A 24,865-nucleotide genomic window follows, 5' to 3' on the forward strand; every position below is an offset into this window, starting at 1 on the left:
ACCCCGTGTTGCCGCTTCGGAGATCAGCCCGCCGGGTGCCGCCTGGAGCGTGGCTCAGTTCTCCAGGGAAGCGATCCACTCCCGGCGGGCGTACGAACGGACCGCGTCCCGTTCGGCGTCGCTGCAGCCGTCCTTCAGGGGCGGCGGGACAGCTCCGGTTGTGCTGGTCTTGTGCTCGCGGTCGTGGGCGACGAGGTCGCCGGCGAGATCGGAGGCGTCGGTGCGCAGCTCCACGTCGCGGGGTACCGGGTTGCGGGAGTCCTCCTTGTAGGGGCGCGGCAGGTAGCCGCCGTGGCCGTGGCACAGGGCGAGCGCGTCCAGGACGGCCGCAGTCTCCAGCAGGTCGTCCCGGGAATCCAGGGCCAGAAGGTCGAGTTTCACATCGAGGCCCGGGCGGGAGTCGCGGTACGCGTCTGCCAGGTCCTTGCGGTCGCGGGCGTGCATGAACAGCAGCACCGGGATGAGTTCGCCGATACGGACCAGGTGCTCGCCGTAGGCGGCCTGGGCCGCCCGGCTGGTCATCCAGCCGGGCCACGGCTCACCCGGTGACGCGCGATGCACACTCATGGGCAGCGAAACTACCGACCCGGCGCGAGCCGCGGGGCGGGAACGGGACAACCAGTCAGTTGAGTGCGTCCTGGGGGCGGCAGGTGGTGCACAGCTCCAGTCCGGGGCCGACCTTTTCGTCGGTGAGTGCGTCCTTCGCCTCGGCCGGGTGAGGACCGCGCCGCCGGGGGTGGGGCACGAGTCCCGGTGGAGCTCGCTGTGGCCGGGGCGGAGGCGTACGGGGAGGAGCCGGTAGCGCTCTCCGGCCTGTGTACGCGTGGCGCGGTCGCGGGCAGCGCTCAGCGCGGCGTCCGTACGCTCCAGCTGGAGGCGCAGGGACGTCTCCAGCACGACACTGCGAGCGTGCTGGTCGGCCAGCCACTCCCGTACGACCTCGAGCCGGGGAACGTCGGGCGGAAGATCTGATTCGCTCACGTGTGCGATTCTGTCATCCGCCCGGCGTTCCCCGGCTGGTGCGGTCAGGGCAGGGCACGGTGCATCTGGGCGGCGAGGCCGCGGTCGGGCCAGGGCATCAGTCCGCCTTCGTCCAGCCCCTCGGGTTTGAGGCTTTGAATCGCGGCTGTCATGGCACGGGAGAGGGTTCCGGTGCAGGTGTGGAAGGCGGCCATGGTCAGGGTGCCGGTCTCCTGACTGCGCAGGGCGTACCAGATACGCAGGAGCATGAGCGAGGTCAGGGGCCCGGGCGCGGTGACCGGGACGGTGTGGATGATCTCGGAGCCCCGTTCCTCGGACTCCAGCTCGGTGACCTGGGAGGCCCAGTGCTGGCCGGTGCGCAGTTCCCCCGGGTGGTGTGGAGGAGGTAGAGGCATTCCGCGGAGGCGGGCTTGCCCGCGCCGGCGGAGAACTGCCAGAGGAACTCGGCCTGCTCGTCGCGGTCGGCCAGGTGGAGCAGGCAGGCGAAGACGAACGCGCTGTCCGGGTCGATCTGGTGGGTGGCGGCCAGGTTCTGGATGCGTTCGGCGGCGTGGGGGGCGCGGATGGTCAGCGAGGCGAGCGCGCGCAGTTCCCGGGCGGCCCTCTCCCGGCGGGGAGAGGGCGCGGCCAAGCCCGCGCCGGGGGAAGGGCCGAGGGAGGCCGGGCCGAGCGCGGGCTGTGGGAATCCGCCCCCGGTGCCGCGCTCTACCGTGTCGGCGTAGTCGTCGACGACTCTGCGGTAGGCGGCCCGCTCCTTTTGCCCTTCGAGTTCCGCGTCGAGGAAGGGGATGTAGGCGTCCTTCAGGAGTTCGTCCAGGGTGGGCGGCATGGGCGGTGCTCCTCAGTTCTCGTCGCGGTTGGCGCCCAGCTCGATGCCGAGTTCCTGGGCGAGTCGCTGCTTGGCGTGCTGGCGGTGGGAGCGCACGGTGGCCTCGTCGACTCCCATGATGCGGGCGGTTTTCGCGGTGGTGTAGCTCAGGACGTAGTCCAGGACCACCGTGTCGAGCTGGCGGGCGGGGAGGCGGGCGATGGCCGGGTAAAGGCCCACGCTGCTCTCCATCGCGGCGAACTCGCCGCGGGTGTCCTCCAGCACCGCCCTGCTGACCCTGGCGAAGAGCGCCGTCTCGGGGAGGGCGGAGGGGCGGTCCTCCAGGAGGAGGACCTCGTTCACGGCCTCCTTCAGATGGGCCCAGGCGCTCGCGTGCGGGTTGGCCTCTTCCACCAGCCGGTTCCAGCCCTTGAGGAGGCTGAGGAAGACCAGGTGGACCACGCGAGCGGCAGGCCTGGCGGTCGCCGAGCTGGAGTTCGGCGTAGTGGAGGTAGGCGCGCTGATAGTGCCGGTGGAAGGCGCGGAAGGCCAGCCGGCGCCGGTGTTCCTGCGCGGCGGCACGAAGCGTCCTGGGGTCATCCCCGGGGTGCGTCACGCCCGCTCCCCCTTTTCGGCGCTCAGGCCGGCCTCGGAGGCCGGGGGCTGCGGGCGGGCGTCGCGGCCGCGCTCGGTCAGTGACGCGACCCCCGCCATGACGCCCGCGGCCAGTCCGCGCCGCACCAGACGTACGGCGTCCGGCACGAACACCCGAGCGGCTGTGGCCGCCAGCACACCGATCAGCAGCATCTGCAACACAGAGTGATTCCTTTCATCCGGAGGCACTGTCGGCGCTCCCCCGTCGGCCAACTTGGCTTTGTGCCCGAGGACTTCGATGTCCTCGGTGACCAGCTAAGCGTTCGGGAAGGGGCAAACGTGGAAGTGCTCCGGAAGGAAAAAGCCCACGGTGACCGGCCACACACGGTTAGTGCCCCTCACCTGCACATTCACGAACGAGTTGTGACCGGCACCACATGGAAATCATGTTTACCTACACTCCGGCGTAGACCTGTCCACTTCGTCACAGACATCTCTCTCACCCCACCCGTTACAACAGCAACATGCCCCGGGCGCACCACTGTTCGACGGCATCCACCGGCGGACGCCTTACGGGCGCACCCGGAAGCGCCGGGCACCCGGGAGGTGAGCCGGAGCATCCCGGGCTATACGTGGCATATGGAGAAAAACGAGCGGTACCGGCCGGGGGAGACCGTCCCGGCCAGCGGCATCTACGAGTGCGACTGCGGCCAGGAGCACCACTGGAGCACCGACGTGCGCGGGCACACCTTCCCGCCCCTCCCCGCGGGCTGCCCGGGGAGCACCTGGGGTCTGCGGACCAGAGCCCACCAGGAGTGAGCCGGACGCGCCTGGCCGCGCCGCTCGAGCCGATGCTCGCCCGCAGCATTGAAAGCCTTCCCCGGCGTTCCGGGCTGTCGTACGAACCGAAATGGGACGGCCACCGCTGCCTGGTCTTCGCCCGCCCGGACGCCTCCTTCCTCCAGGCGCGCCGCGGCTCCGGCCTGGGCCGGGCCTTCCCCGAGGTCGCCCGCGCCGCCGGCGAACTCGCCGCCCGCGAGGACGTCGTCCTGGACGGCGAGTTGGTCGTGCTCGCCCCCGACGAGGCGGTGCTGGACTTCGGCGCGCTGCAGGCGCGGGCGCGGCGTACGGGCGCCGGCGCCGAACGTGCTGCGCGCAAGCAGCCGGCCCACGTCATCGTCTTCGACATCCTGGAGCTCGACGGCCACGCAACCATGCGGCTGCCCTACCGCGAGCGCCGCAGCCTCTTGGAGGATCTGTTCGCCCGGCTCGGCCTCCTCGCGCCGTGGACACTGTGCCCGGCCACCACCGACCCGGAGACGGCGGCCGAGTGGCTGCACCCGGCCTGGGCACGGATCGGATGCGAGGGCTGCGTCATCAAGCCCCTCTCGGCCCCCTACCGTCCCGGCGAGCGCGGCACCTGGACGAAGCTGCGCTCCCGGGAGACCGCCGAGGCCGTCACCGGCGCGGTCACCGGCCCGCTCACCGCACCGACCACGCTGTTGCTCGGCCGCTACAACACCAGCGGCACACTGCGCCTGGTAGCCCGCACCAACCCGCTGTCCGCGGCCCCCTGGCCCGCGAGGTCGGAGCGCTCCTCACACCGGGCGCGTCCGGGCATCCGTGGAAGCACGCACGCTTCTCCGCGGGGTGGGTCACCGACGAGATCCTCGACCACCGGTGCGTCGCCCCGGAGTTGGTCTTCGAGTTCTCCGGCGACGCCGCCGTGGACATGGGGCGCTTCCGTCACCCGGTGCGCCCTGTGCGGCCCCGGCTGGAGATGTCCCCCGGCGACGCGCCCCTCTTCCGCGCTGAGACCAGGCACTGAGCTCTACCGTGCCGTGCTGCGCAGGTTGCCGGGCGGCTACAGGTGAGGCAGGGGCGGGGTGATGTGGGTGACGTGGGTGATGGCAACCATCTCGAGGCGGGGCAGGGGCAGGGCGAGTACCAGCCTCCGGTGGGCAGATCGATGCGGCGTACTCCGTCGGGGGCCGCCGTGGTCGAGCCCGGCGCCCACATCCGTTTTGACATGATTAGAACGTTGTTCCATACTTGCTATGGAACGGTATACCAGTAGCGGAGGAGCGGCTCGCGCCAGACGCCCCGTCGCTACACACAAGGAGACAGACATGGCACTGCAGGACCAGCCCGCCTACCTCATCAAGATGCGCGCCAAGCCCGGACTCGGCGACAAGCTGTTCGCGCTGGCCACCGAAGGAATGGAGAAGTCGGGGTCCTCCGACCGGTTCATCATCGCCCGCGAGGACGCCGACCCCGACGTGCTGTGGAACATGGAGGTGTTCCGCAGTCACGAGGCCAAGGACGCCTACGAGAACAGCCCTCTCGCCGACGAGCTGCGCGACGAGATCATCGCCCTCCTCGCCGAGCCGCCCCTGCGGATCGAAGTCCACCCGTACTCGGCTCTGCCCGCCGACCCGGCCTGAGGACGGCGAGGTGCCCGCCGAACCAGCTCTTCGGCGGGTGTCTCGCCCCTCTCACGCCGCACCGGCGATCGCGCCGGACTTCACGCCGCCCCTCCGATCGGGGACCAGATCGGGCGCCACCTACCAGCGGGGTGCACGAGACATCACTCGTGCCCATCGTCATCCCCTGAGCCGGAAAGACCGGCATGGCCCACCGCAACGCGCCCCTGACCGAAACCGGCCGCCTGCGTTTGGCGCAGTGCGTGGTCGACGATCGATGGCCACTCCGCCGCGCGGCTGAACGCTTCCAAGTCTCGCCCACCACTGCGAAACGGGGGCTGACCGCTACCGCGAGCAGGGAGCAGCTGGGATGACGGATCGCTCCAGCCGCCCGCACTTCAGCCCCCGTCAGACGCCGACACAAACCGAGCGGCGCATCATCAAAGTCCGCGTCCTGCGCCCCTGGGGCCCAGCCCGCATCGCCTACCTGCTCGGCCTCAGCCCCGCCACCGTGCACCGAGTTCTCAGCCGATACCGAATCGCCCGGCTGTCGCATCTGGACCGCACTACAGGCCGCGTCACCAACCTCCCCGAACAACATACCTAGCGGTGGTTTGTTAAACCGGGGAGTAGAGATCAAGCGGGTGACCTGCGCCGACGGCGTTGATCAGGGCTTGGAGTTCGGGTGGCGGGGGCGCGTTGGTCCAGGCTCGCCAGCAGCGTTGGAGGGTGGTCCAGGGGTCGAGCCAGGCCCGGACGGCGCGGATCGCCTGCGGCCAGCTGGCTGGTTGGGGCTGGTGGGGTCTGCTTGGTCCCCCTCTCGTCTGGTCCCACCGGCGTGGCAGCCAGCACGACCGTGGGGACGGCGACGGGCTCCTGCTCCGGAGGTTGGGCGGACCAGGTGTCCCAGCAGAAGGAGAACGCACAGGTGACCAGGGTCTGGTGGCGGCGGATGGCGGTGTCGGAGCGCACCTGGAAGTCGGCCCAGCCGAGTTCGTCCTTGACCTGCTTGTAGCTCTGCTCGATCCAGTGGCGGATGCTGTAGATTCGGACGACTTCGTGCAGGTCGGCGGCCGGTTCGGGGCTGTCGTCCCCGCGTGGGCTGCCGGGGCGGGGCAGGTCGGTGGCCAGGTACCAGGTCGACTGTGCGGGCAGCGTGGCCGGGTCGGTGGTGGCCACGACCAGGCGGACGTTTCCGTCGGGTCCCCACCAGCCGAGGCGGGCGTCGGCGGCCCACCAGGTCTCGGTGTGCCCGTCGCGGAAGGTGCGCTCCACCGCGGTCCAGTCCCCTGGGTGCTCGGGGTCCGTCCAGGTCAGAGCGCGGGCGGCGTCGACGGGGGTGTAGGCATTCTTGCCGTAGGCCCAGGTGCCGTGGCCCGGCTTGAGGGCCATGACGAACGGCAGTCCCGCCGCGTAGAGGTCTCTGCGGAAGCCGTCCTGGTCGCCGTAGGCGCAGTCGGCGGCCACGGCCCGGAAGGTCAATCCTGCAGCCTTGGCTGTGCGGGCGAGTTCGGCGGCGATCTGCAGCTTGGTGCGGAAGGCGGGGTCGCTCTTGCCTTTGGGGAAGTGGTGGGCGGGGCTGTAGGGCACGGCGTGCAGCGGGTAGTAGCGGTTCTCGTCGGCCCAGCAGGTGGTCACGGTGACGATGCCGTTGTCGGTCTTGCCCAGCCGGCCCAGCCATTGCCGGCCGATGTGAGCGGTCGTCTTCCCGTCCTTGCGGTCCCCGGAGTCGTCGATCACCAGCACCCCGGCGGGGTGCGCCGCCGTCGCGGGGTCGGCCAGCAGCAGTGCCACCCTGCGGGCGTTGACCTGCTCGTGGTCCCACGTCGACTCGGACAGGAAGAACTGCAGCCGCTGCACCGAGGGATGTTGGGCACCAGTGACGGGTTCGGTTCCTGCGAGGCAGGTCAGCGTCTTGTTGCGGTCCCGCGGCAGCAGCAGCCCCGCGAGGTACTCGCGGAACCCGTGGCGCTGTGCCAGTGTGGAGAACAGGTCATCGAAGCGTGCGGCATAGGCTTCCAGCGGGCCCGGAGCGGGCGGACACGGCAGACGACGGGTCATCACAAACTCCTGGGCAGCGAGGCGACGTTCCTCTGCTACCGGCCTAATACGACCCTGACCCGCCGTCAACAAACCACCGCTAGTACTGCAACGGCGTTTGAGGTGACGGGGCGGCAGGTTGCTCGTTGCTTCCCCTCCTCGAGGAGGGGAAGCGGTCACTCGGGCAGCCGGGTCAGGTGCAGGGCGAAGACGCCGAGGGCTTCCTTCTCGGGCGGGTAGATGGCGCGGATCGCGGTGGTGAGCTGGTCTGGGGTCATGTCCGGGCCGCCGATCGCGGCGGCGTCTTCGGCCTCCAGCAGAGCCTGGAAGGAGCCGTACTCCTTCACGTCGGTGATGCCGGTGTTGAGGGAGGCGTCTTCGCTGGTGAAGTGCAGGATGTCCCCGGCGGCGATTCTGCGGATCTTGGGGTAGCCGACGCGCACTTCGGTGGTCTTGGCTCCGCTGTCGACCAGGTCTCGTCGTGCTCGCTCTTGCGCAGCTGCTCTTCGGCGCTGTGTTCGACTCGCGCCATGGCCATGCGCAGCAGCGGAGGGGCCGTCACCGAGGTGGCGATGGCCACGAACAGGATGATGGTGTAGGACGCGGTGTCGAGCACGCCGATGCGCAGGCCGACCGTGGCGACCACCATTTGCACGACGCCGCGAGCGTTCATTCCCGCCCCCAGCGCCAGGCCCTCCCATTTGGTGAGCTGGCTGGTGCGAGCCCCGATGTAGGCGCCGGCGAATTTACCGAGGACAGCGATGAACAGTGCCACGATGGCACCAACCAGTACTTCCCCGTGCCGCAGCGCGGTGAGGTCCATTCGCAGAGCGGCACTGGCCAGGAAGAGAGGGGCCAGGACCCACTGCACCATGGTGCGCAACGGCGCAAGTCGGGCCGGGTCGGCGGCGCCGGGCGTGCCGACCAGGACGCCGGCGACGAAGGCGCCGAAGACGGCTTCCATGCCGAGCGCGTGGGTGCTCACGCCGCCCAGCAGAATGATGACGACCGTGATGGCGATGGTCACGCCTGATTCGGTCGATCGAGTGGCAAGACGCAGGAGGAACCGGACGACGGGCCGGCCGATGAACCACGCCGCGGCGACGAAGCCCACCAAGTACAGAACCGACAAGGAAACGCTGCCTGCGTGCAGCCCCGCGGTGGCCATCGCCGACACGATCGAGAGCAGGAACCAGCCGACCGCATCGTCGATGGTTCCGGCGGCCAAGGTGAGCTGCCCGACGTCGCGGTGGAGCAGACCCATGTCCGTGAGCGTCTTCGCGATGACGGGTATGGCGCTGACACACATGGCAACGCCGAAGAACATGGCGAACACCGACCGGTCGGTTCCACCAGGCATCAGCGAGTCGACCAGAACATAGCCCGTGGCCACCCCCAGCGCGAGGGGAACCAGCAAGCCGGCGAGGCTGACTCGGATCGCCGTTCTTCGTCGTCGTTGAAGGACGCCAAGATCGACCTGGACGCCGGTGATACCAACGAGCAGGAGCACTGCCATCTGACTGACCGCGTCGAGTAGATGCATCTGTGCAGGCTCACGGGGCAGCAACCACTCCGAGAAGCCAGGGGCGAGCTGCGCCAGCAGCGACGGACCGAGCAGCACTCCGGCGAGCAACTCCCCGACGACGGCCGGCAGGCCGAACCGGCTGGCCAGGCGCCCCAGGCACAGTGCGAGGAGCAGCAGGACCGCGACCTGGAGCAGGAAGACCAGGACCTGGTGCGACGCCAACGGTGGGACTGGAGCGGCAGCAAGCACGGTTGGGCTCCCGAGTGGGTGGGCGATGGGCGGTACGTTCGATCGACTCGCGTCTGGCATGATCCGATCGCCGGCCGGGGCGTTCGGCTTGGGCGAGCGAGTCTTCGAGGCCGCCGTCGCGAGTGATCGGGATGTGGAACGGTTCGTGCGCGTGCCCGCCTCGGCGGGTGGCGGCTCCATGAGTCCGTTGAGGCAACGGGATCTTTTGATGCCGTCGCGGCCGCGCGCTTTGTGCTGCCGGTCCCCGGATGCTCACCACTGGCCGATGAGGGTGACGATCTGTTCGGCCAGTTCGACTGGGGTCGCGCGGTGCGGGTGGAGGGTGAGCTCGGGATCTGTGGGTGGCTCGTACGGTGCGTCGATGCCGGTGAACTCCACAAGCTCCCGGGCTCGGGCGCGGGCGTAGAGTCCCTTTGGGTCGCGTTGCTCGCATACCCGCAAAGGAGCGTCCAGGTACACCTCGGCGAATGAGAGGCCGTCGGCTTCATGCAGGTGCCTGGCGCGGTCGCGATCGGTGCGGTAGGGGCTGATCAGGGACACGATGGCGACGATGCCCGCGTCCGCGAACAGCCGGGCGACCTCGGCCACCCTGCGGACGTTCTCGGTCCGGTCGGCGGCGCTGAACCCGAGGTCGGCGCTCAGGCCGTGGCGGAGATTGTCGCCGTCGAGGAGATACACGGCGCGGCCCTCGGCGACCAGTCGGTGCTCCAGTTCGGTGGCGATGGTGGATTTCCCGGATGCGGACAACCCGGTCAGCCACACGGTTCCCCCGGTACTGGTGCGGCCCCCTCGGGTCACTGCGGAGGAATGCCACCGGATGTTGCTTGCCGGCAGAGGCTTGTCGTCGATCATGCCGGCGGCGACGGTGCTGCCGGTGGCCTCGTCGACCAGGATGAAGCTTCCGGTGTCCCTGTTGCGCCGGTAGGCGTCGAAGTTCAGCGGCTGGTGGGTCTGAATGCTGATCCGCCCGATGTCGTTGAGCGAGAGCGCGGTCGCCGAGACGTCACGGTGCAACGTGTCGGTGTCCAGCCGGTAATCCAACGCACGTACCTTGGCCCGTACCGACCGAGTGGTGTGGCGTAACCGGTAGTGTGCTCCCGGGGTGAGGTCGCCCGCGTCGGTCAGCCAGCAGATCACCGCATCGAAGTCGTGCCCGGTCGTGGGCCGATTGTCCGGCTGGCACAGCAGGTCGCCGCGTCCGATGTCCAGTTCGCCGGTTAGCCGCACCGCCACCGCCTGCGATGGGAAAGCGACGTTGAGGTCGGTTCCACCGGGGCCGTGCAGCGCCTCGACGGTGGTGGTGAGGCCGCTGGGGAGTACGGTGACCTCGTCGCCGCGCCGCAGTACCCCGCTGGCCATCGTTCCGGCGTAACTGCGGTACCCGTTGGCTCCCCGGATCACGTACTGGACCGGAAGGCGTAGGTCGGTCAGGTTGCGATCGGTGGTGATGGGCACCTCCTCCAGGTGCTGGAGCAGGGGTGCACCCTCGTACCACGGCATCTCCGTGCTGCGATGGACGATGTTGTCCCCGCGCAGCGCCGAAAGGGGGATGACGGTCGTTTCCGGGATCTCCAGGCGTGCGGCCATGCGGAGGAACTCGTCGCGGACCTCCTCAAAACGTTCCCGCGACCAGCCGACGAGATCCATTTTGTTCACGCACAGCACCAGGTGGCTGACGCCGAGGAGGCTGGCGATCAGCGCGTGCCGCCGGGACTGGGCGAGCACGCCATACCGAGCGTCGACCAGCGTGAGTACGAGGTCTGCCGTCGAGGTGCCGGTCACCATGTTGCGGGTGTACTGCACGTGTCCGGGAGTGTCGGCGATGATGAACTTCCGCTTCGGCGTGGCGAAATACCGGTACGCCACGTCGATGGTGATTCCTTGTTCGCGTTCGGCACGCAGTCCGTCGGTGAGCGCGGCGAGGTCCGGTCCGACGGGCTGCTCGATCGATGCCAGTTGGTCCTCGAGGATCGCTTTCGAGTCGAGCAGCAACCGTCCGATGAGGGTCGATTTCCCGTCGTCGACGCTTCCCGCAGTGGCGAGCCTAAGCAGTGGCGCCATCAGAAGTATCCTTCGCGTTTGCGGTCTTCCATTCCAGCGGCCGATATCCTGTCGTCCGCGCGGGTGGCACCACGTTCGGTGATGGTGCTGGCAGCCACCTCGGCGAGTACTTCGTCAGGGGTTTTTGCTGACGATTCGACACATCCGGTACAGGTCGCGTCGCCGATGGTGCGAAATCGCACCGACTCGATGATCGTTTCCTCTCCCGGCAGCGGCTGCACGAAGGTGTTCTCGGCCAGCAGCATCCCGTCCCGGGCCAGCACGCTGCGCCGGTGCGCGTAGTACAGCGAGGGCAGTTCGACGTCCTGTTCCGCTATGTACTGCCAGATGTCGAGTTCGGTCCAGTTGGACAGCGGAAACACCCGGATGTGCTCGCCCGGTCGATGGTGCCCGTTGTACTGGCGCCACAGTTCCGGTCGTTGCGCTTTCGGGTCCCACTGGCCGTATTGGTCGCGGACGCTGAACACTCGTTCTTTCGCTCGGGATTTCTCCTCGTCCCGGCGGGCGCCGCCGAAAACGGCGTCGAACCGGTGCTCGGAGATGGCGCGCAGCAGGGTGACCGTCTGCAGGCGGTTGCGGGTCGCGCGCGGGCCGGTCTCCTCCAGCACCCGGCCGGCGTCGATGTCGTCCTGCACCCGCGCCACCAGCAGCCGCGCTTCGAACCGCTCGACCATCCGGTCGCGGAAGGCGATGACTTCATTGAAGTTGTGTCCGGTGTCGATATGCAGCAGCGGGAACGGAATCGGTGCGGGCCAGAACGCCCGGGCGGCGAGATACAGCAGCACCATCGAGTCCTTCCCGCCGGAGAACAACAGCGCGGGCCGTTCCAAGGAGGCCACCACCTCGCGCAGGATGTGCACCGACTCGGATTCCAGACGCTGCAGGTAGGACAGCTCGTGCGTTGGGGGCATCGATTGGTTCCTCCGGTGTGTCCGATCCGCCGTCAGGGGCGGGGCAGAAGTGCTCCACCGTTGATGTGAACGACCTGACCAGTGATGAACCCGGCGTCAGGGCCGGCGAGATGGCAGATGGTGGCAGCGACCTCCTCCGGCGTGGCCCCCCGGTCCATCGGTGACCGTCTCGACCTGTCCGCGTGCAGGTCCGAGGACATCCGGTCCCCGTAAAACTCGGTGTCCGTGACATACCCCGGGGCCACGACGTTGACAGTGATCTGGTCGCCGGCCATCTGCGCGGCGAGCTCCGCAGACCACGGGTGCAGCGCGGCCTTGGCCCCGCCGTAGGTAGCCGGTCCACGTACTGCCGCCACCGAGCCGACCGTGACGATCCGGCCGCCGGGCCGCGCAAGCAGCGGAAGCAGCGCGTGGGTGAGCAGGACGACAGGGAGCACATTGGCGCGCAGGTTGGCGTACCAGGCATCGGCCACCTCGTCCAGTTCCTGCACCCGGTGGGGATCGGCGTTGCCTCCAGCGTTGTTCACCAGGACGTCCACCGTCCGTCCGGCCACCGCGGCCAGCACGCGCCGTGTCCCGTCCGGCTTGCTCAGGTCTGCCGCGACCACCACGACGCGTGGACCGAGCTGACCGGCGAGGTCGGCGAGCCGGTCGGGCCTGCGCCCCACCACGATCACCTCCCCCGCCCGCCGCGCGACGAGGCGGGCGGTGACGGCACGGCCGATCCCGGTCGCGGCCCCGGACACCACGGCGACACTCATTGCTCCGTCCGCTGATCCGGCAGCCGTCACGAGACGGCAGCCCGGGCGCGTTCCACGACCCGCATCGTCAGCTCCGGCGATTCGCCGAGGTAGCTGGCCGCCTCGAACAGGTGCTCCTGTTCGGCGTCGGTGAACCAGTCGGTGATCACCGGGTCCTCGGCGGCCAGCTTGCGGACCGGGACGTCTCGGCTGCGGGCCTTCTGCATGAGCTGGTAGACGTACTCGTGGGCCTGCTGCTTCCCGATGTGCTCGCCGAGGGCGAACATGAGCCGCTCGGACATCACCTGTCCGGTGACCGTCTCCACGTTGACGGCCAGCCTGTCGGGGTGCACGATCAGTCCGGTGACGATCTCGGTCGCGATCTCGGCTGCGGCCAGGCAGTAGTGCGACACGTCCGGTACGCAGGCCCACTCCAGGCGTAGCGAGCGCGCGTCGCGCTCGTGGTCGCCGACCATCGCGGTCAGTGCCAGCCCGGTTTGCGCGGCGGCCAGCCGGGACAGCACCACGATCTGTTCGCAGCGCTCGGGATTGCGTTTGTGCGGCATCGTGCTGCTGCCGACCTTGCCGGAGTACCACGCCTCCTCGACTTCGCCGAACTCGGGCCGGGACAGCGTGCGGATCTCGTCGGCCATCCGGGCCAACGTGCCGGTGACCATCGCCAACGTGCTGACGTATTCGGTGACCCGGTCCCGGGTCACGTGCCATCCGAGGTCGGGAACGACCAGCCCCAGCCGTTCGGCGAACCGCTCCAGGGTGGCCCGGCCCTGACCGTCGAAGCTGGCCATCGTCCCGGCCCCGCCGAACAGTTGGGCGGCCGGGGTGCGGGCACGGAGAAGGCTCAGCCGTTCCCGGTGCCGGAGGAGTTCGTCGAGCCAGCCCGCCACCTTGAGGCCGAACGCCATCGGCAGTGCCGGCTGAGCGTGGGTGCGGCCCAGGCCGATCGTCCTGGCGTGCCGCCCCGCAGTCTCGGTGAGGCTGCGGATGATGCCGTCCAGCACGGGCGAGAGCGTGTCGAGGACATCCTTGATCTCCAGGGACTGTCCTGTGTCCTGGATGTCCTGGGTGGTGGCGCCGAAGTGGATGAACTGTCCGGCGGTCGGTCCGCATGCCGTTTCCAGCACGCGAAGCAGCCCGATCAGCGAGTGCCCTGAGCGCTCGGTCTCCGCTTGAACCTGATCGAGGTCAACGTGATCGAGGTCGGCCACCGTGGCTATCTGCTCAGCCACCTCGGCCGGGATCACGCCCAGCTCGCTCTGGGTCAGGGCCAGCGCCGCCTCGATATCCAGCCAGCGCTGTTTTCGGCAGGTGTCACAGAAAATCTGCCTGCTCGCCGCGGTGGCATAGCGGTTGCCGAAGAACCGCGAGTCGGTGATGTGGCCGCGTTCGTGCCAACAGTGTTCCGGCATGGGAGAGACCTCCGGGTCAGCGGACGGTGGACAGGGACGAGCGGAGATAGGGGCAACTGCCGTAGGGCGGGGATTCCGGCTCGGCAGTGCTGGCCGCGGCCAGGCGTGTGGCGGCGACACGTGGGGTGACACCGCTGCGGCGCGCTTGCGCGAGGACATCCGCGACGAGTTCATTCATCAGGGCGGTGAGCGCGTCGAGCACCTGCTGCGGGGCAGGGCACGCGAGCGGGCTGAACAGGACCTCCATCGAGGCGGATCCCCCGATTCCGCCGATGAAGTCGGGGACGACCACTATGTCCCGTGCTGCCAGGGCTTGTTCGATGCTCTCGGTGAGGCCGCAGTTCGCTCCCACCACGACTGTCGAGACCGGGACCTGTGCTGCCTGCGCGGTGGTCATCGCGTCGGATGGGCCGGCGAGGATGAGCACATCGGCTGGCACGGTGAACAGATGGGCCACCCGGCCGCGGGACGGCATCGCCGGAACCGGGGTTCCAGAAGGACGACCGAGCATGGCTGCGATGTCCACACCGGCCGGGTCGGCCACGGTGCCGTGTTTGTCTCCGACCGCCACCACCCGGGCCCCGGCCTCGAGCAGCGTGCACGCGGCTCCGCGGCCGAGGTTGCCGAATCCCTGCAGCGCTACGGTTGGCGTGCCGGTACCTCGGGCGGCGGCGATCGCGGCGTGAGCCAGCGCGTGCCCCGCACGGCGGGCCGAGATCGGGACCCCGCGCACGGGCGCCTCGAGCACGGCCATCCGTCGCCCGAACTCGTCGTCGCTGAGCCGCTGGGCCGTCTTGATCGCATACTTGATCGACGGCAAGCCGACCGCTTCGGCGTGCCGGTTGAGTTCCAGCCAGCCGGTGCCCATGTCCGGCCCCATGCTGTAGCGGGTGACCAGCTCGTCGTGGAGGAAGGTGAAGAAACGGCTCAGCACCGCGCTCTTGCCCGGCGCGCCGGGGTCGAGGTCCAGTCCGCACTTGGCTCCAGCCACGTTGATGCCGAGCACTCGCTGCTTGAGCGCCATCCGCTCGGCGAGCGTGCCCAAGGTGGCCGCGTCCAGGCCGGGCTGTACCCGACAGCCGCCTGCGGCAAGCCGTTGCGGGACGTCGCGGTAGACCAGCCAGCCCCGGGTGCCGTCCACCGGGTCGTCGTACTTGATCAGGTCTGGCCTCACAGTGAACTCCCTGTGGTCTCATGCTCGGGTTCGAGTGCGGCGGCCATGTCCGTGGCGGTCAGGATTGCTACGGGGAGTCCGTCGCGCAGCACCACGCACGCGCCGTGCTCGGCGATGCGCGCTGCTGCGGTGTCGAGTTGTTGGCCCCAGCCGACCGTGGGCAGCGGGTCGATCAGGTGCTCGGCGACCGGTGCGTCCAACCGTGCCTGGCCGGTCGCGACGCGTACGGCGATGTCGTGCTCGGAGACGAATCCCACGATCTCCGGCAGCCTGATCGGCGGTGCGGCCACGCTGACCGCCATGTGGCCTGCCCTCGTGCCCCGCATGCGCCGCAGCGCGCTCCCGAGCTGCTCTTGTGGTTGCAGCACGGGGAGGTCGGGGCCGATGGCGGCCGCTACCGGCACACCATCGGCCGGCTCGGTGAAGCCGCGCCCGGCCAGCCAGTCGTCGTCGAAGATCGTGGTGAGGTAGCCCCGGCCGGAATCCGGGATCAGCACAACGATGACTGCGTCCGGATCGGCGCGCTCGGCCACCCGCAGCGCCGCGGCGACAGCCATGCCACCGGAGCCCCCGGTGAGGATGCCCTCGGCCTGGGCAAGGCGCCGGGTCACCCGGATGGCTTCGGCGTCGCCGATGGTCAGTATCTCGTCCGGAACGGCCGGATCGAAAGCGTCGGGCATGCTCGGCTGCCCGACGCCCTCCACGTAGTACGGCCGCACCTCGTCGCCGCTGTACGCGGATCCCTGCGGGTCCGCCCCGATCACCTGCACTGCGCCCGCCGACACCTCGTGCAGGTACCTGCCGACGCCGGAGACCGTGCCGCCGGTCCCCAGCCCGGCGACGAAGTGCGTCAGGCGTCCCTGGGTCTGCTCCCAGATCTCCGGCCCGGTGACGGCATAGTGCGCCGCCGGGTTGGCCGGGTTGTTGTACTGGTCGCAACAGTGAGCCCCGGGGATCTCGGCGGCCAGCCGGGCGGCGACGTTGCGGTAGAAGCGGGGATGGGCCATGGGGACGGCGGCCGGGCAGACCACCACCTCGGCTCCGTAGGCCCGGAGCGCGGCAATCTTGTTCGGCGAGACCTTGTCCGGACAGGTGAACACGCACCGGTAGCCGCGTCGGGCGGCGACCAGGGCCAGTCCGATGCCGGTGTTGCCCGACGTCGGCTCGACGATGGTGCCACCGGGACGCAGACTGCCGTCGCGCTCAGCGGCCGTGACCATGCCGACCGCGATCCGGTCCTTGACCGAACCCCCGGGGTTGAACTGCTCCAGCTTGGCCAGGACCAGCGGCCCGGAGCCGTCGGCGACGCCGACCAACCGCACCAGCGGCGTCTGGCCCACCAGGTCAAGCATAGAGTCGTGGAATCGCATGGCTGCCCCTTCTTCGCCGGTCGGGACGATCGCATCCCCGGGCACCGGCGGACGGTCACAGGTGGTGGTAGGGGGTCAGGTGTTTGCGGCTGGTGCGCACTGACAGGAGCGAGGGGCCCGGGTGGTCGAGCGCCTTGGCCAGACCGGTTCGCACCTCGTCAGCCGTGGTCGCAGCGAGCCCCAGCGCACCGAAGGCCTGGGCCAGTCGAGGGAAGTCGGGGTTCTCCAGGTCGGTGGCGATACCGCGGTCCGGGTAGCGCTGCTGCTGGTGTAGCCGGATGGTGCCGAGCGAGGCGTTGTCGGACACGACGAACACCACGGGGAGGCGCCGCTCGCACAGGGTCGCGAGCTCGCCGCCGTTCATGACGAAACCGCCGTCTCCGACGAGCGCAACGGTGGGCACCGTGCGGGTGCGTGCCCCGACGGCCAGCGCCGCTCCGGGAGCGAACCCCATCGCGCTGGAGTCGATGCCGACCAGCCTGCCGCTCTGGGCGAACCGGAGGAAGCGGTAGGTCCAACTGGTGAATGTGCCGGAGTCGACGATCACTGTCACGGCGCCCTCGGTCAGTTCGTCCAGCGCCGAGGCGATCTCGCCGACCGTCACCTCGCCGGAGTCCGGTGGGACCCACCGGGCGTTGTCCTCCTCGAGGGCGTGCAGCCCCTCGCACCACCGGTCGCGGCCGTTCGGCAGCCGGTGGGGCGGGCCGGCGGCGTCCAGTCGCCCGAGAAAGTCCACCGGATCCATCGCGAACCCGGCGGTGACCCGGTGGTACCGGCCGATTCGGGCCGGATCTGGGTGGACGTGCACCAGCGCCTGGTCCGGTTCTGGGCCGCGGGGGAAGCGCAGCCGTCTCGTCGAGATCTGCCCCAGCCGAGTGCCCACCGCAAGGACGAGATCGGCGCGGTCGAACTCGGCGAGCTGCTGCGGCTGTGTGGAGTTGTGCAGGTGGCCCGCGTAGCACCGATGGCGATTCTCCAGCAGGTGCTGGTTCTTGTTGCTGGTCACCACGGGGAGACTGTGCCGCTGGGACGTCTGCCGCAGCAGGGTCCGGCCGCTCGCGGTGTCGAGCATCGAACCGGCCAGCAGCAGCGGTCGGCGGGCCGCGGTGAGCAGGCCGTGGACTGATTCGAAGTCTCGTTCGCCGGGGACCGTGTGCCCCAGCGTGACCCGGCCTGCCGGCTGGTCGGCCCCGGTGCGGTCGAACACGTCCTCCGGTACGTGCAACACCACCGGCCCCGGTGTCCCCGACTCGGCCACCCGGAACGCCCGCCGGACGGTCTCGCCGGTGGCCTCGGGGGTATACAGCGTCAACACCGCTTTGGTCAGGTCGCCCAGTGGCCTGCCGGACTGGAACGACTCACGCCCCAGCTCCCTGGTGGGAACATCACCCACCAGCACCACCAGCGCGGTAGCGTCCTCCGCCGCGGCGTGCACCGCGATAGCCGCGTTGGCCGCGCCGGGGGCCCGGCTGACCAGACACACACCCGCCCGGCCGGTCAGCTTGGCATCGGCGAGGGCGGCGAACCCGGCCGAGCCCTCGTGCCGGCACCCCAGCACATCGACCTCGGAGTCGTACAGGGCGTCGAGCAACGGCAGATAGCTCTCCCCGGCCACGCAGAAGATCCTGTCCACATCGTGCGCCCGCAGGCTGTGCAGCAGGGTTTCGGCGACTGTCCGGTTCGGCGCGGGCATCAGAGTCCGGTCGCTGAGCGCACGGGAACGTATTGCGCCGTGGCCTTGTCCTGGGGGTAGACGATCGCTGATTCGTCGAATCCCTGCCCCTGCTTCTGATACTGGAGCAGCACCAGATCGGGCGATGCATGGTGCCAGTGGGCCGGCCCGCGCTCGTAGCGGATGGGGCCTCGCCAGGTCGGGAACTCCATGGCCTCCATCGCGTCGATCATGTCGGCCCGGTCGGTGGACCTAGCCGCTCGGCTAGCGGCGGCGACGATGGTGACATCGGTGAAATGGGTCAGCGCCGTGTCCGGCGGGAATTCCCCGTACCGCTGGCGATAGCGATCGGTGAACCAGCGTCCGATCTCGGACATCCCGGGCCACGACGGGCGATACTGCATAGCGGGCCACATCGCGCCGACACCTGCGGCCCCAGACAGCCGCCAGAAGTCGTTGGACCGCAGCGGATAACTGAAGGGGACCATCAACGGTGTGTCCGGCAGCAGTCCGGCCTTCGCCGCGGCGTGCATGATCTGGTAGTTGGTCCGCACCACGCCGCCGTTGATGAGCAGGTCCGGCTGGTAGTCCCGGACCTTTCCCAGCAGGTCGTCGAAGTCCGGTGTGCCGTCCTGTTCGTAGTCCAGGCGCAGGAACTCCATCCCGTGCCGCGTGCGGCCGTAATGTTCCAGGACATCCCCGGTGTGGATGCCGAATGCGGTGTCGGCACACACCATCCCCACGGTGCGGAGCCCCAGCACGGCTGCGAAGTCCAGCATCAACGGCACCCGGTCCTCCACGCTGAAGTACGAGCGGAAGACATTGCTCCGCTTCTGCGCGGTGATCGAGCTGTAGCCGTTCTCGACGAAGATCGGGACGTTGTACTTCGTCGCCACGTCGACCACCCATGGGGTCGTGCGCAGATGCCACTGCCCCATCACCGCGACCACGTCGTCGACGAGGGCGAGCTTGGTCATCTGCGCCGACGCGGAGCGGAACATGCCCTCCTCTGCCGCTGTCGCCTGATCGTCGTAGAGCACTAACTCGACCGCCCGGTTGTCGCGGGCACCACCGTGCTCGCGCACGTACTCCGCACCCAGACAGGCACCCCGAACGACCAGTTCGCCTGCCGTGCTGTCGCCGGGTTCACTCAGTGGGGTGACGATTCCGATCCGTACCGGGTCGGAACCCACGTCCGCGTTCACGTCACGCGCCAGGACTCGGGCACGCTCCAAATGACTACTGTGCGGCACTTTCTACTCCCTTGATCTCAGGTTTCGGACGGAATGGCGAACTCGTCGAGGTAATCGGAGAAGCGGTCGGCCAACTGGCCTGCCCGGAGCCCGAACTGCTCCGCGCGGTAGGTGTGCTGCCCCTTCACGTCCCCGGAGGAGAGGTAGCTGTCCATGCGCTGGCGTGCCGCCCCGGTGAGCGGAAGCCCGGCAGCGGCACAGATCCCGGCCACCACCGCCATGGGATCGGCGACCAGGTCGGCGTAGCGGATGTCCAGTGGTGGCCGTTGGAACGGACCCGCTCCCCGGCGCAGGCCCTTGAGCACCGGAGTGACCCGTTCCAGCCAGTAGCGGCCGATCTCATGGTCGTCCACGGGGTCCGCGCTGGCGCCGCGCACGACGGAGGTCAGGCTGCAGACGCTCGGCAGCGCCACCGAGGGGGAGCGGTGCATACGGACGACCAACGCGTCCGGGTAGACCGCGGCCAGTTCGTCCAGATACCACAGGTGCGACGGCCCCTTGAGCAGAACATGGTCACCGGGGGCCCGGTCCAGCAGAATCTGCAACTGCGTGCGGTGATAACGGTAAATCGGCACCATGGATTGCCGGTCCAGCCATTTCGCGTAGCTGGGCACGTGATATCGCAGTGCAAAAATCGGGTCGCAGAACGTGTTGCCTGTCAGCCGATGGCACTCCTCGGGAAGATCTGCGCGCAGCGGATGAATGTGCTTGAATTTCGGGGCGATCCGATCGTATTCCTCGATGTAGGCCGCGCACTGCGTGATGAGTTCCACGGGTGGGTCGCGGCGGGCGGGGGCCATCATCTCCCACAGCGTCGGAGCCCGGATTCCGGGATGCTGAGCGAGCAAGTGTTGCAGAAAGGTGGTTCCGGTGCGCAGCATCCCGGTGATGATGATCGGTCGCAACAGCCGATTCGTCATCTCGGGGCGCTCGGCGATCCGATGGCTGGTCTCCAGTTGCTCGACCAGCGACCGGATCAGCGACCGCTGTGCCCGGATGCGTCCCGCCGGTGTCAGCCGCGCTTCTGCGTCAAGTGCGCGGACAAGGTGCTTCAACGGCTCCAGGTTGTGGAGTTCTGTTTCGTCGTCGCCGACTACCTGGCGCGCGCTCTGTATCATTGTGGCTGTGTTCAGGTCGGGCTTTTCGGTTGAAACATCTCCCGCTGAAACCATGTGAACTCTCCCGATTGCGATAAGACGCGACAACGGCGACGGCCATACGTATCGGCGTTCGAGGAAAGAGTGCGACGAGTATCTGTCAAATGTGGTGGTCGGCATGCGAAGTCATCGTCAGTCGCTTTCGCGTCCGATGAGTTCGCCTTACTCTAAGCTCCGGCGCGGCGCGATGCCGCCTGTCGTACGATTCGACACGAGAAGCTTCGGCCACGAGACGGATCGACCGATGCAGGGTCGGCCGGAACAGAGTGAATTCCCTTGCCTGCGCCTGGAATTCACACATCGGATCCCCCTAAGATCAAACGGACTGAATTCACCGAACGCAGGAACGCTTTACCGCAAACGAGCCGATTCTCTGTGACGCTCTCGGCCTTACCGCCTGCGCAGTTCGAGTGCGACTGCGCCGAGCACCAGGGCCCCGCCGACGAATGCGCCGGCCCAGAGCGATTCGTCAAGCATGGTCGCGCCGATCGCGGCGCCGACAAGCGGCGTGATATAGGCGTAGGTGCTGACCAGCGGCGCCGGTGTGCTTTCCAACAGGCGTGTGTAGAGCATGAAGCCGACGAGTGAGTCGAAGACGATCAGAAATACCGCCGCCCCGGCCGACGTCCAGCTCACGTCCGACCACCCGGTCGGGTCGAACTCACCGAACGACAGTGCGACCAGCAGCAACACGCTCCCGCCGGCCAGCAACTGAACCGCGCTGGCGACCACTCGGTCGACCGGCTGGGTGACGTTCGCCGTCAGCAGGCTCCCCGCGGCCCACAGGATCGGCGCGACGCAGAATGCCGCGACCGCCCACGGCGCTCCGCCGATCGCACTGCCTGGTGCCGTCAGCACGACGATCACAATGCCGCCGAACCCCGCCGCGAGGCGCACCAGCGACGCGACCGATACCCGCGTTCCGATCAACCCGCCCAGGAGCACCACCCACAGCGGGATCGCTGCAGCGAGGATCGCCCCGAGGCTGGCGGTCACCGCAGTAAGCGCTGCCGTGGCGAGCCCTTGTCCGCCCACCAGCAGCAGCACACCGGCGAGCGCCAGGAACCACAGTGGTCGTACGTCCGTCGGCCGGGGACGCCCGCGCGCGGCGCCGAGGAGCACGATCCCGGCGAGCAGGAAGATGAGCGCCGCTCCGCCCAACGGCGGCACACTCTCGACCATGAGCTTCATCGCCGGAATCGCCGAGCCCCAGCATGCGTAGAGCGCGAGCAGCAGGAGCACCGTGCGATCCGGTGGCCCTGACGCCGTCCGCCCACCGCCCCGGCGCCCCGCCATTCTGCCGATGAAGCCGGGCATCCTGCGCGCTGATGTGCCAGCGGTCATCGTGAAGCTCCCGTGATCTCCCAGCCAACACGCGTTCACCAAGACGGCCTGCCGAGCCCGGGGGCGACCGCGTCAACTTGCTTGGCCAGCGGGAGCGCTGGTGGCTTCCTGCTCGGCCAAATGACCGCTTGTCTACATACCCATCTGGTATCACATCATTTCCAGGAGCAGCAGCGAGTACTTAACGGCCGACTCGTCGTACGAGGCCATGATGCGCATGCCTGTCGAACTCAGCAGTTCATTGAGCTCGTCCGGTTTGAACTTGTGCGACGTGTCGACAGTCACGCGTTCATTTGCCTTGATCACACCTTGCAGATCCAGGCCGTCGAGCCGGAACTCGACATCAACCCGTGGCCAGATCTGCGCTTCCATGCGACAGGCGTCCGTATTGTATGTCAGTCTGCTGTCGAACGCCGACGGATCGAAGTTACCGTCAAACGTGCGATTCAAGCATGTTAGCCTATTGGTCAAAAAATTGTGCCATAGGTCATATTCAGGTGGATCGTTGTATGCATTCTCAAGTGTTGAGCGAGATTTGTCGAAATCGACGCCGATAGCCATAAGGTCGCCGCGCCGGCCCGCCGACCTTATGTCGCCGAGTAACTCACGTCGTTTCTCTTCGCTCATATTTCCCAGTGAGCTGCCCATGAACAAGAACAACCGCGATGCCTCCGGCCGCTGGCCGACAATGCTCAGGCCGCTGTGGTAGTCACCAGCGATGGGGTGGATCTCGAGGCTCTCAATGGAATCTGCGAGCCGTACGGATGTCCTCCTCAGCATCTCTTCCGACACGTCGATCGGCACGTACCTTAGCGGTGCTTGAGAATTGATGGCCATGCGACTCAATAAAAGTTCGGTTTTTGTGGCTGTGCCACAACCTAATTCGACTATTTCGCGGGTGCCCGCTTGATCGCAAATTGAGTCAATATTGCGTGTAAGTAGCGCCCATTCGGCATGGTACGGATAGTAAGTTTTGAGGTCGCAGATTTGCGCATATATTTCCGACCCTCGTTCGTCGTACCCATACACCGTCGGAATTACGCGCGGAGTTTTTGAAAGACCCGCTATGAGGTCTCGGATTCCACTCGTCGCATCATCTACCCGCACATCGATCAAACCACGTATTGCACTCATTGAAGGTCATCCAATCACGTCAGTGCCCGATGAATGTGGCAGTGCTGGTCTCGCGAGTGGGAACGCCATTTGTGGACGTAATTGATCGAGTTGTCACCGTCCGCCGTTCGCTAGCGTGCCAGCATGGTGACTCCTGTGCAACAGTGCGCGGGTGTGTCAACTGGTAAGTCGATCTTCCGTTGTCGCTATTTTCAGTGGTCGGTAGGGGTGCGGCAGCCATCAAGAACAATCTGGAAAGTGTTCCGGGGAACCTTTCCGTCCACTTCTTGCGGCCCTTGTCAGCCGAGTCCACGATCATTGGCATCGTGGCTTTCGGATCTGTCGACGGTCAAGTTTTCCCCATCTGGTGTGGTTTGAGCGTCACGTAATTCCCCATCCTGAATTCTCCTGATTGGCCATGGGTACGGCGGCGTTCAGGATCGGAGGGCACCTGGTCATCGCGGAGCTGTGCATGTCCTTCGAAGGTCGATGGCAGCCCGGATGGCAAGGAGAACGTTCGTCGCGGTCGACATCACCGAGATCTACGTCCACTGATACGCCGGCCGCTCGAAGAGCGAGCTGGCCGCGTCGTTGGGGGTGAACCGCGAGACGGTCCGTCCCCCGCTACGGAGGTGGGCCGCGCCCTGCGTAACGCACCTCCACCCATCCAGAAACCCCTGCTGGTCAGAAAGCGCGCCCGTCTGAGTCCAGGGAGGCACGCCGCCACGCTTTTCGAACTCACCACACTGGCACGGCCACCGGCGCCGTCCCACATCATTGTGTTACCGGTTGTTAGCAAGTCCGCATGTCAGATGTCATGTCAGATGTGGTGAAGTCACCTACGGGTGCGATATGAGTGGCCTCGTACCAGTGGTTGCCAGTGACGGTCTTGAGTCAGAGGCGGCACTTATCGTCCGTTGCCTTGCACCCAAAGTCGAAACTCTTCCCGGCGGGCAGAATTTTCCCACCGATCTGGTGCGACCCGCCAGGCTTTTCTGCCGACCGAAGGACGTGTACCTGATTACCCTCCAGATAGAACGGAAAGATGGAACGATACTTGGAGCTCGTAACAGGATCTTGTTGAACGGTCCCGATGGGGCGTGACTTGTGTGCCGATCGGGCCGTTCGTGGTGCGTGACGACTCGGCCGTTGATTGTGGATGATGACTTGTGGGCGCTGATCGAGCCGCTGCTGCCGCCCTGGCCGGAACGGTCGCCAGGTCCGAAGCCGGTGGATGATCGGCGGTGTCTGCAGGGCATTCTGGTCGTCCTGCATGAGGACATCGCTTGGCAACTCCTGCCGCTGGAGCTGGGGTTCGGCTTCGGACAGACCTGCTGGCGGCGTCTGGAGCGGTGGCAGCGGGCTGGCGTTTTCGACCGGGTTGCACCGTCTGTTGCTCGCAGAATTGAACGCGGCCGGCGAGCCCGATTGGCCTCGCACCTGCGTGGACGGTTCCCATGTCCGCGCGAAAAAGGGGAGCCGCGACCGGTCCATCGCCGGTCGACCGGCGCAAGACGGGCAGCAAGCGCCACCTGATCTGCGATGGCCGGAGCATCCCGCTGCATGCCGTCACCACCGCGGGGAACGTCAACGACATCCCCCAGACCCTGGCCCTGGCCGACGGCGTCCCGCCCATCGCCGGACGGGTGGGGCATCCGCGCCGACGCCCCGACTCCCTGCTGGGTGACAAGGCGTACGACTCCAGGGCTGTACGACTGCGGCGCCGCCGGATCCTGCCGGTGATCTCCCGCAAGGGGGGCCGAACATCAAGGGTCTGGGCAGGCTCCGCTACGTCGTCGAGCAGACCTTCGCCCTGCTCCACCAGTTCAAACGACTGGCCGTGCGCTGGGAACGGCGCCGCGAACTCCACGACGCCTTCGTCTCGTTGGCCTGCAGTCTCATCTGCTGGCGACGGCTGAAGAAGGCCACTTCGTCATCGGGTTCCGTCGTAGCAAGGCCGGCTGGGCAAAAGCTACCGACGCCATTCTGAGGTGCGCCATGGGTGACCGGACCGGGACCGGGC

The 24,865-nt window shown here is 67.7% G+C and carries 24 protein-coding genes and 2 pseudogenes; 6 read left to right on the plus strand and 20 right to left on the minus strand.

Translation table 11 applies throughout. The annotated features are described in order from the left end of the window. Window positions 1-54: 54 nt before the first annotated feature. Window positions 55-567 carry a hypothetical protein gene (locus tag NMN56_RS26335; protein ID WP_274043147.1) on the minus strand — a complete coding sequence of 171 codons (513 nt, stop codon included), beginning with the start codon at window positions 565-567 and terminating at the stop codon, window positions 55-57. A gap of 55 nt (window positions 568-622) precedes the next feature. Beyond that, window positions 623-745: a hypothetical protein gene (locus NMN56_RS26340; RefSeq protein WP_274043148.1), complete on the minus strand. Its 123-nt coding sequence runs from the start codon at window positions 743-745 to the stop codon at window positions 623-625. 8 nt (window positions 746-753) lie between these two features. On the opposite strand from NMN56_RS26340, the gene NMN56_RS26345 reads away from it, so the two are divergent. Beyond that, window positions 754-972, plus strand: coding sequence for a hypothetical protein (locus tag NMN56_RS26345; protein ID WP_274043149.1), 219 nt, complete (start codon window positions 754-756; stop codon window positions 970-972). Window positions 973-1,025: 53 nt separating this feature from the next. Here NMN56_RS26345 and NMN56_RS26350 read toward each other — a convergent pair whose 3' ends face one another. The 4 genes from NMN56_RS26350 to NMN56_RS26365 all read right to left on the minus strand — a co-directional run bounded on the left by NMN56_RS26350 (window position 1,026) and on the right by NMN56_RS26365 (window position 2,605). Continuing rightward, on the minus strand, window positions 1,026-1,229 hold the full coding sequence (locus NMN56_RS26350; protein ID WP_274043150.1) for a hypothetical protein: 204 nt from the start codon (window positions 1,227-1,229) through the stop codon (window positions 1,026-1,028). 8 nt (window positions 1,230-1,237) lie between these two features. Next, on the minus strand, window positions 1,238-1,810 hold the full coding sequence (locus NMN56_RS26355; protein ID WP_274043151.1) for a hypothetical protein: 573 nt from the start codon (window positions 1,808-1,810) through the stop codon (window positions 1,238-1,240). A 12-nt stretch (window positions 1,811-1,822) separates the two neighbouring features. Then, window positions 1,823-2,251, minus strand: a complete 429-nt coding sequence (locus tag NMN56_RS26360) for an RNA polymerase sigma factor (RefSeq protein ID WP_274043152.1) — start codon at window positions 2,249-2,251, stop codon at window positions 1,823-1,825. A 150-nt stretch (window positions 2,252-2,401) separates the two neighbouring features. Continuing rightward, the gene (locus NMN56_RS26365; RefSeq protein ID WP_274043153.1) at window positions 2,402-2,605 is read right to left on the minus strand and encodes a hypothetical protein; all 204 of its coding nucleotides are present in this window, start codon (window positions 2,603-2,605) and stop codon (window positions 2,402-2,404) included. A 417-nt stretch (window positions 2,606-3,022) separates the two neighbouring features. Here NMN56_RS26365 and NMN56_RS26370 point away from each other — a divergent pair, with 417 nt between their 5' ends. The 4 genes and pseudogenes from NMN56_RS26370 to NMN56_RS26385 all read left to right on the plus strand — a co-directional run. Beyond that, window positions 3,023-3,202 (plus strand): hypothetical protein, encoded by a 180-nt coding sequence (locus NMN56_RS26370; protein WP_274043154.1) that lies wholly within the window; start codon window positions 3,023-3,025, stop codon window positions 3,200-3,202. 32 nt (window positions 3,203-3,234) lie between these two features. Then, window positions 3,235-4,257 (plus strand): ATP-dependent DNA ligase, encoded by a 1,023-nt coding sequence (locus NMN56_RS26375; RefSeq protein WP_347178660.1) that lies wholly within the window; start codon window positions 3,235-3,237, stop codon window positions 4,255-4,257. Window positions 4,258-4,512: 255 nt separating this feature from the next. Next, window positions 4,513-4,827 carry a putative quinol monooxygenase gene (locus tag NMN56_RS26380; protein ID WP_274043155.1) on the plus strand — a complete coding sequence of 105 codons (315 nt, stop codon included), beginning with the start codon at window positions 4,513-4,515 and terminating at the stop codon, window positions 4,825-4,827. Window positions 4,828-5,012: 185 nt separating this feature from the next. Next, window positions 5,013-5,386 (plus strand): annotated as a pseudogene (locus NMN56_RS26385) (helix-turn-helix domain-containing protein); the annotation flags it as partial. 56 nt (window positions 5,387-5,442) lie between these two features. On the opposite strand, the gene NMN56_RS26390 reads toward NMN56_RS26385, so the two are convergent. The 14 genes from NMN56_RS26390 to NMN56_RS26455 form a co-directional block, all read right to left on the minus strand. Next, window positions 5,443-6,867 carry an IS701 family transposase gene (locus NMN56_RS26390; protein ID WP_274043156.1) on the minus strand — a complete coding sequence of 475 codons (1,425 nt, stop codon included), beginning with the start codon at window positions 6,865-6,867 and terminating at the stop codon, window positions 5,443-5,445. Window positions 6,868-7,022: 155 nt separating this feature from the next. Continuing rightward, window positions 7,023-7,289, minus strand: coding sequence for an ASCH domain-containing protein (locus NMN56_RS26395; RefSeq protein ID WP_274043157.1), 267 nt, complete (start codon window positions 7,287-7,289; stop codon window positions 7,023-7,025). Continuing rightward, window positions 7,190-8,593, minus strand: a complete 1,404-nt coding sequence (locus NMN56_RS26400; RefSeq protein ID WP_274043158.1) for a cation:proton antiporter — start codon at window positions 8,591-8,593, stop codon at window positions 7,190-7,192. The genes NMN56_RS26395 and NMN56_RS26400 overlap by 100 nt, the downstream gene beginning before the upstream one ends. 279 nt (window positions 8,594-8,872) lie before the next feature. Next, on the minus strand, window positions 8,873-10,681 hold the full coding sequence (gene cysC / locus NMN56_RS26405; protein WP_274043159.1) for an adenylyl-sulfate kinase: 1,809 nt from the start codon (window positions 10,679-10,681) through the stop codon (window positions 8,873-8,875). Beyond that, complete coding sequence (gene cysD, locus NMN56_RS26410; protein WP_274043160.1) at window positions 10,681-11,592, minus strand: sulfate adenylyltransferase subunit CysD; 912 nt, start codon at window positions 11,590-11,592, stop codon at window positions 10,681-10,683. The genes cysC and cysD overlap by 1 nt, the downstream gene beginning before the upstream one ends. A 32-nt stretch (window positions 11,593-11,624) precedes the next feature. Beyond that, on the minus strand, window positions 11,625-12,353 hold the full coding sequence (locus tag NMN56_RS26415) for an SDR family NAD(P)-dependent oxidoreductase (RefSeq protein ID WP_274043161.1): 729 nt from the start codon (window positions 12,351-12,353) through the stop codon (window positions 11,625-11,627). Between the two features lie 26 nt (window positions 12,354-12,379). Continuing rightward, the gene (locus NMN56_RS26420) at window positions 12,380-13,759 is read right to left on the minus strand and encodes a class-II fumarase/aspartase family protein (protein WP_274043162.1); all 1,380 of its coding nucleotides are present in this window, start codon (window positions 13,757-13,759) and stop codon (window positions 12,380-12,382) included. A 16-nt stretch (window positions 13,760-13,775) separates the two neighbouring features. Further along, entirely contained in the window at window positions 13,776-14,933 is a 1,158-nt protein-coding gene (locus NMN56_RS26425; protein WP_274043163.1) for a Glu/Leu/Phe/Val dehydrogenase dimerization domain-containing protein, read from the minus strand. Next, on the minus strand, window positions 14,930-16,273 hold the full coding sequence (locus tag NMN56_RS26430; protein ID WP_430542715.1) for a pyridoxal-phosphate dependent enzyme: 1,344 nt from the start codon (window positions 16,271-16,273) through the stop codon (window positions 14,930-14,932). The genes NMN56_RS26425 and NMN56_RS26430 overlap by 4 nt, the downstream gene beginning before the upstream one ends. An 85-nt stretch (window positions 16,274-16,358) precedes the next feature. Next, a complete protein-coding gene (locus NMN56_RS26435) occupies window positions 16,359-17,996 on the minus strand; it encodes a thiamine pyrophosphate-binding protein (RefSeq protein ID WP_274043165.1) in 1,638 nt (545 codons plus the stop codon). Continuing rightward, the gene (locus tag NMN56_RS26440; protein WP_283742511.1) at window positions 17,996-19,210 is read right to left on the minus strand and encodes an ABC transporter substrate-binding protein; all 1,215 of its coding nucleotides are present in this window, start codon (window positions 19,208-19,210) and stop codon (window positions 17,996-17,998) included. The genes NMN56_RS26435 and NMN56_RS26440 overlap by 1 nt, the downstream gene beginning before the upstream one ends. A gap of 35 nt (window positions 19,211-19,245) precedes the next feature. Then, window positions 19,246-20,400 (minus strand): sulfotransferase family protein, encoded by a 1,155-nt coding sequence (locus NMN56_RS26445; protein WP_274043167.1) that lies wholly within the window; start codon window positions 20,398-20,400, stop codon window positions 19,246-19,248. A 375-nt stretch (window positions 20,401-20,775) separates the two neighbouring features. Beyond that, a complete protein-coding gene (locus tag NMN56_RS26450; protein ID WP_274043168.1) occupies window positions 20,776-21,627 on the minus strand; it encodes an EamA family transporter in 852 nt (283 codons plus the stop codon). A 252-nt stretch (window positions 21,628-21,879) separates the two neighbouring features. Then, window positions 21,880-22,863, minus strand: a complete 984-nt coding sequence (locus NMN56_RS26455; protein WP_274043169.1) for an L-histidine N(alpha)-methyltransferase — start codon at window positions 22,861-22,863, stop codon at window positions 21,880-21,882. A 1,113-nt stretch (window positions 22,864-23,976) separates the two neighbouring features. Here NMN56_RS26455 and NMN56_RS26460 point away from each other — a divergent pair. Next, window positions 23,977-24,832 (plus strand): annotated as a pseudogene (locus tag NMN56_RS26460) (IS5 family transposase). Window positions 24,833-24,865 lie beyond the last annotated feature (33 nt).

The sequence above is a fragment of the Streptomyces iconiensis genome (assembly GCF_028657195.3).
Taxonomy (GTDB): Bacteria; Actinomycetota; Actinomycetes; order Streptomycetales; family Streptomycetaceae; genus Streptomyces; species Streptomyces iconiensis.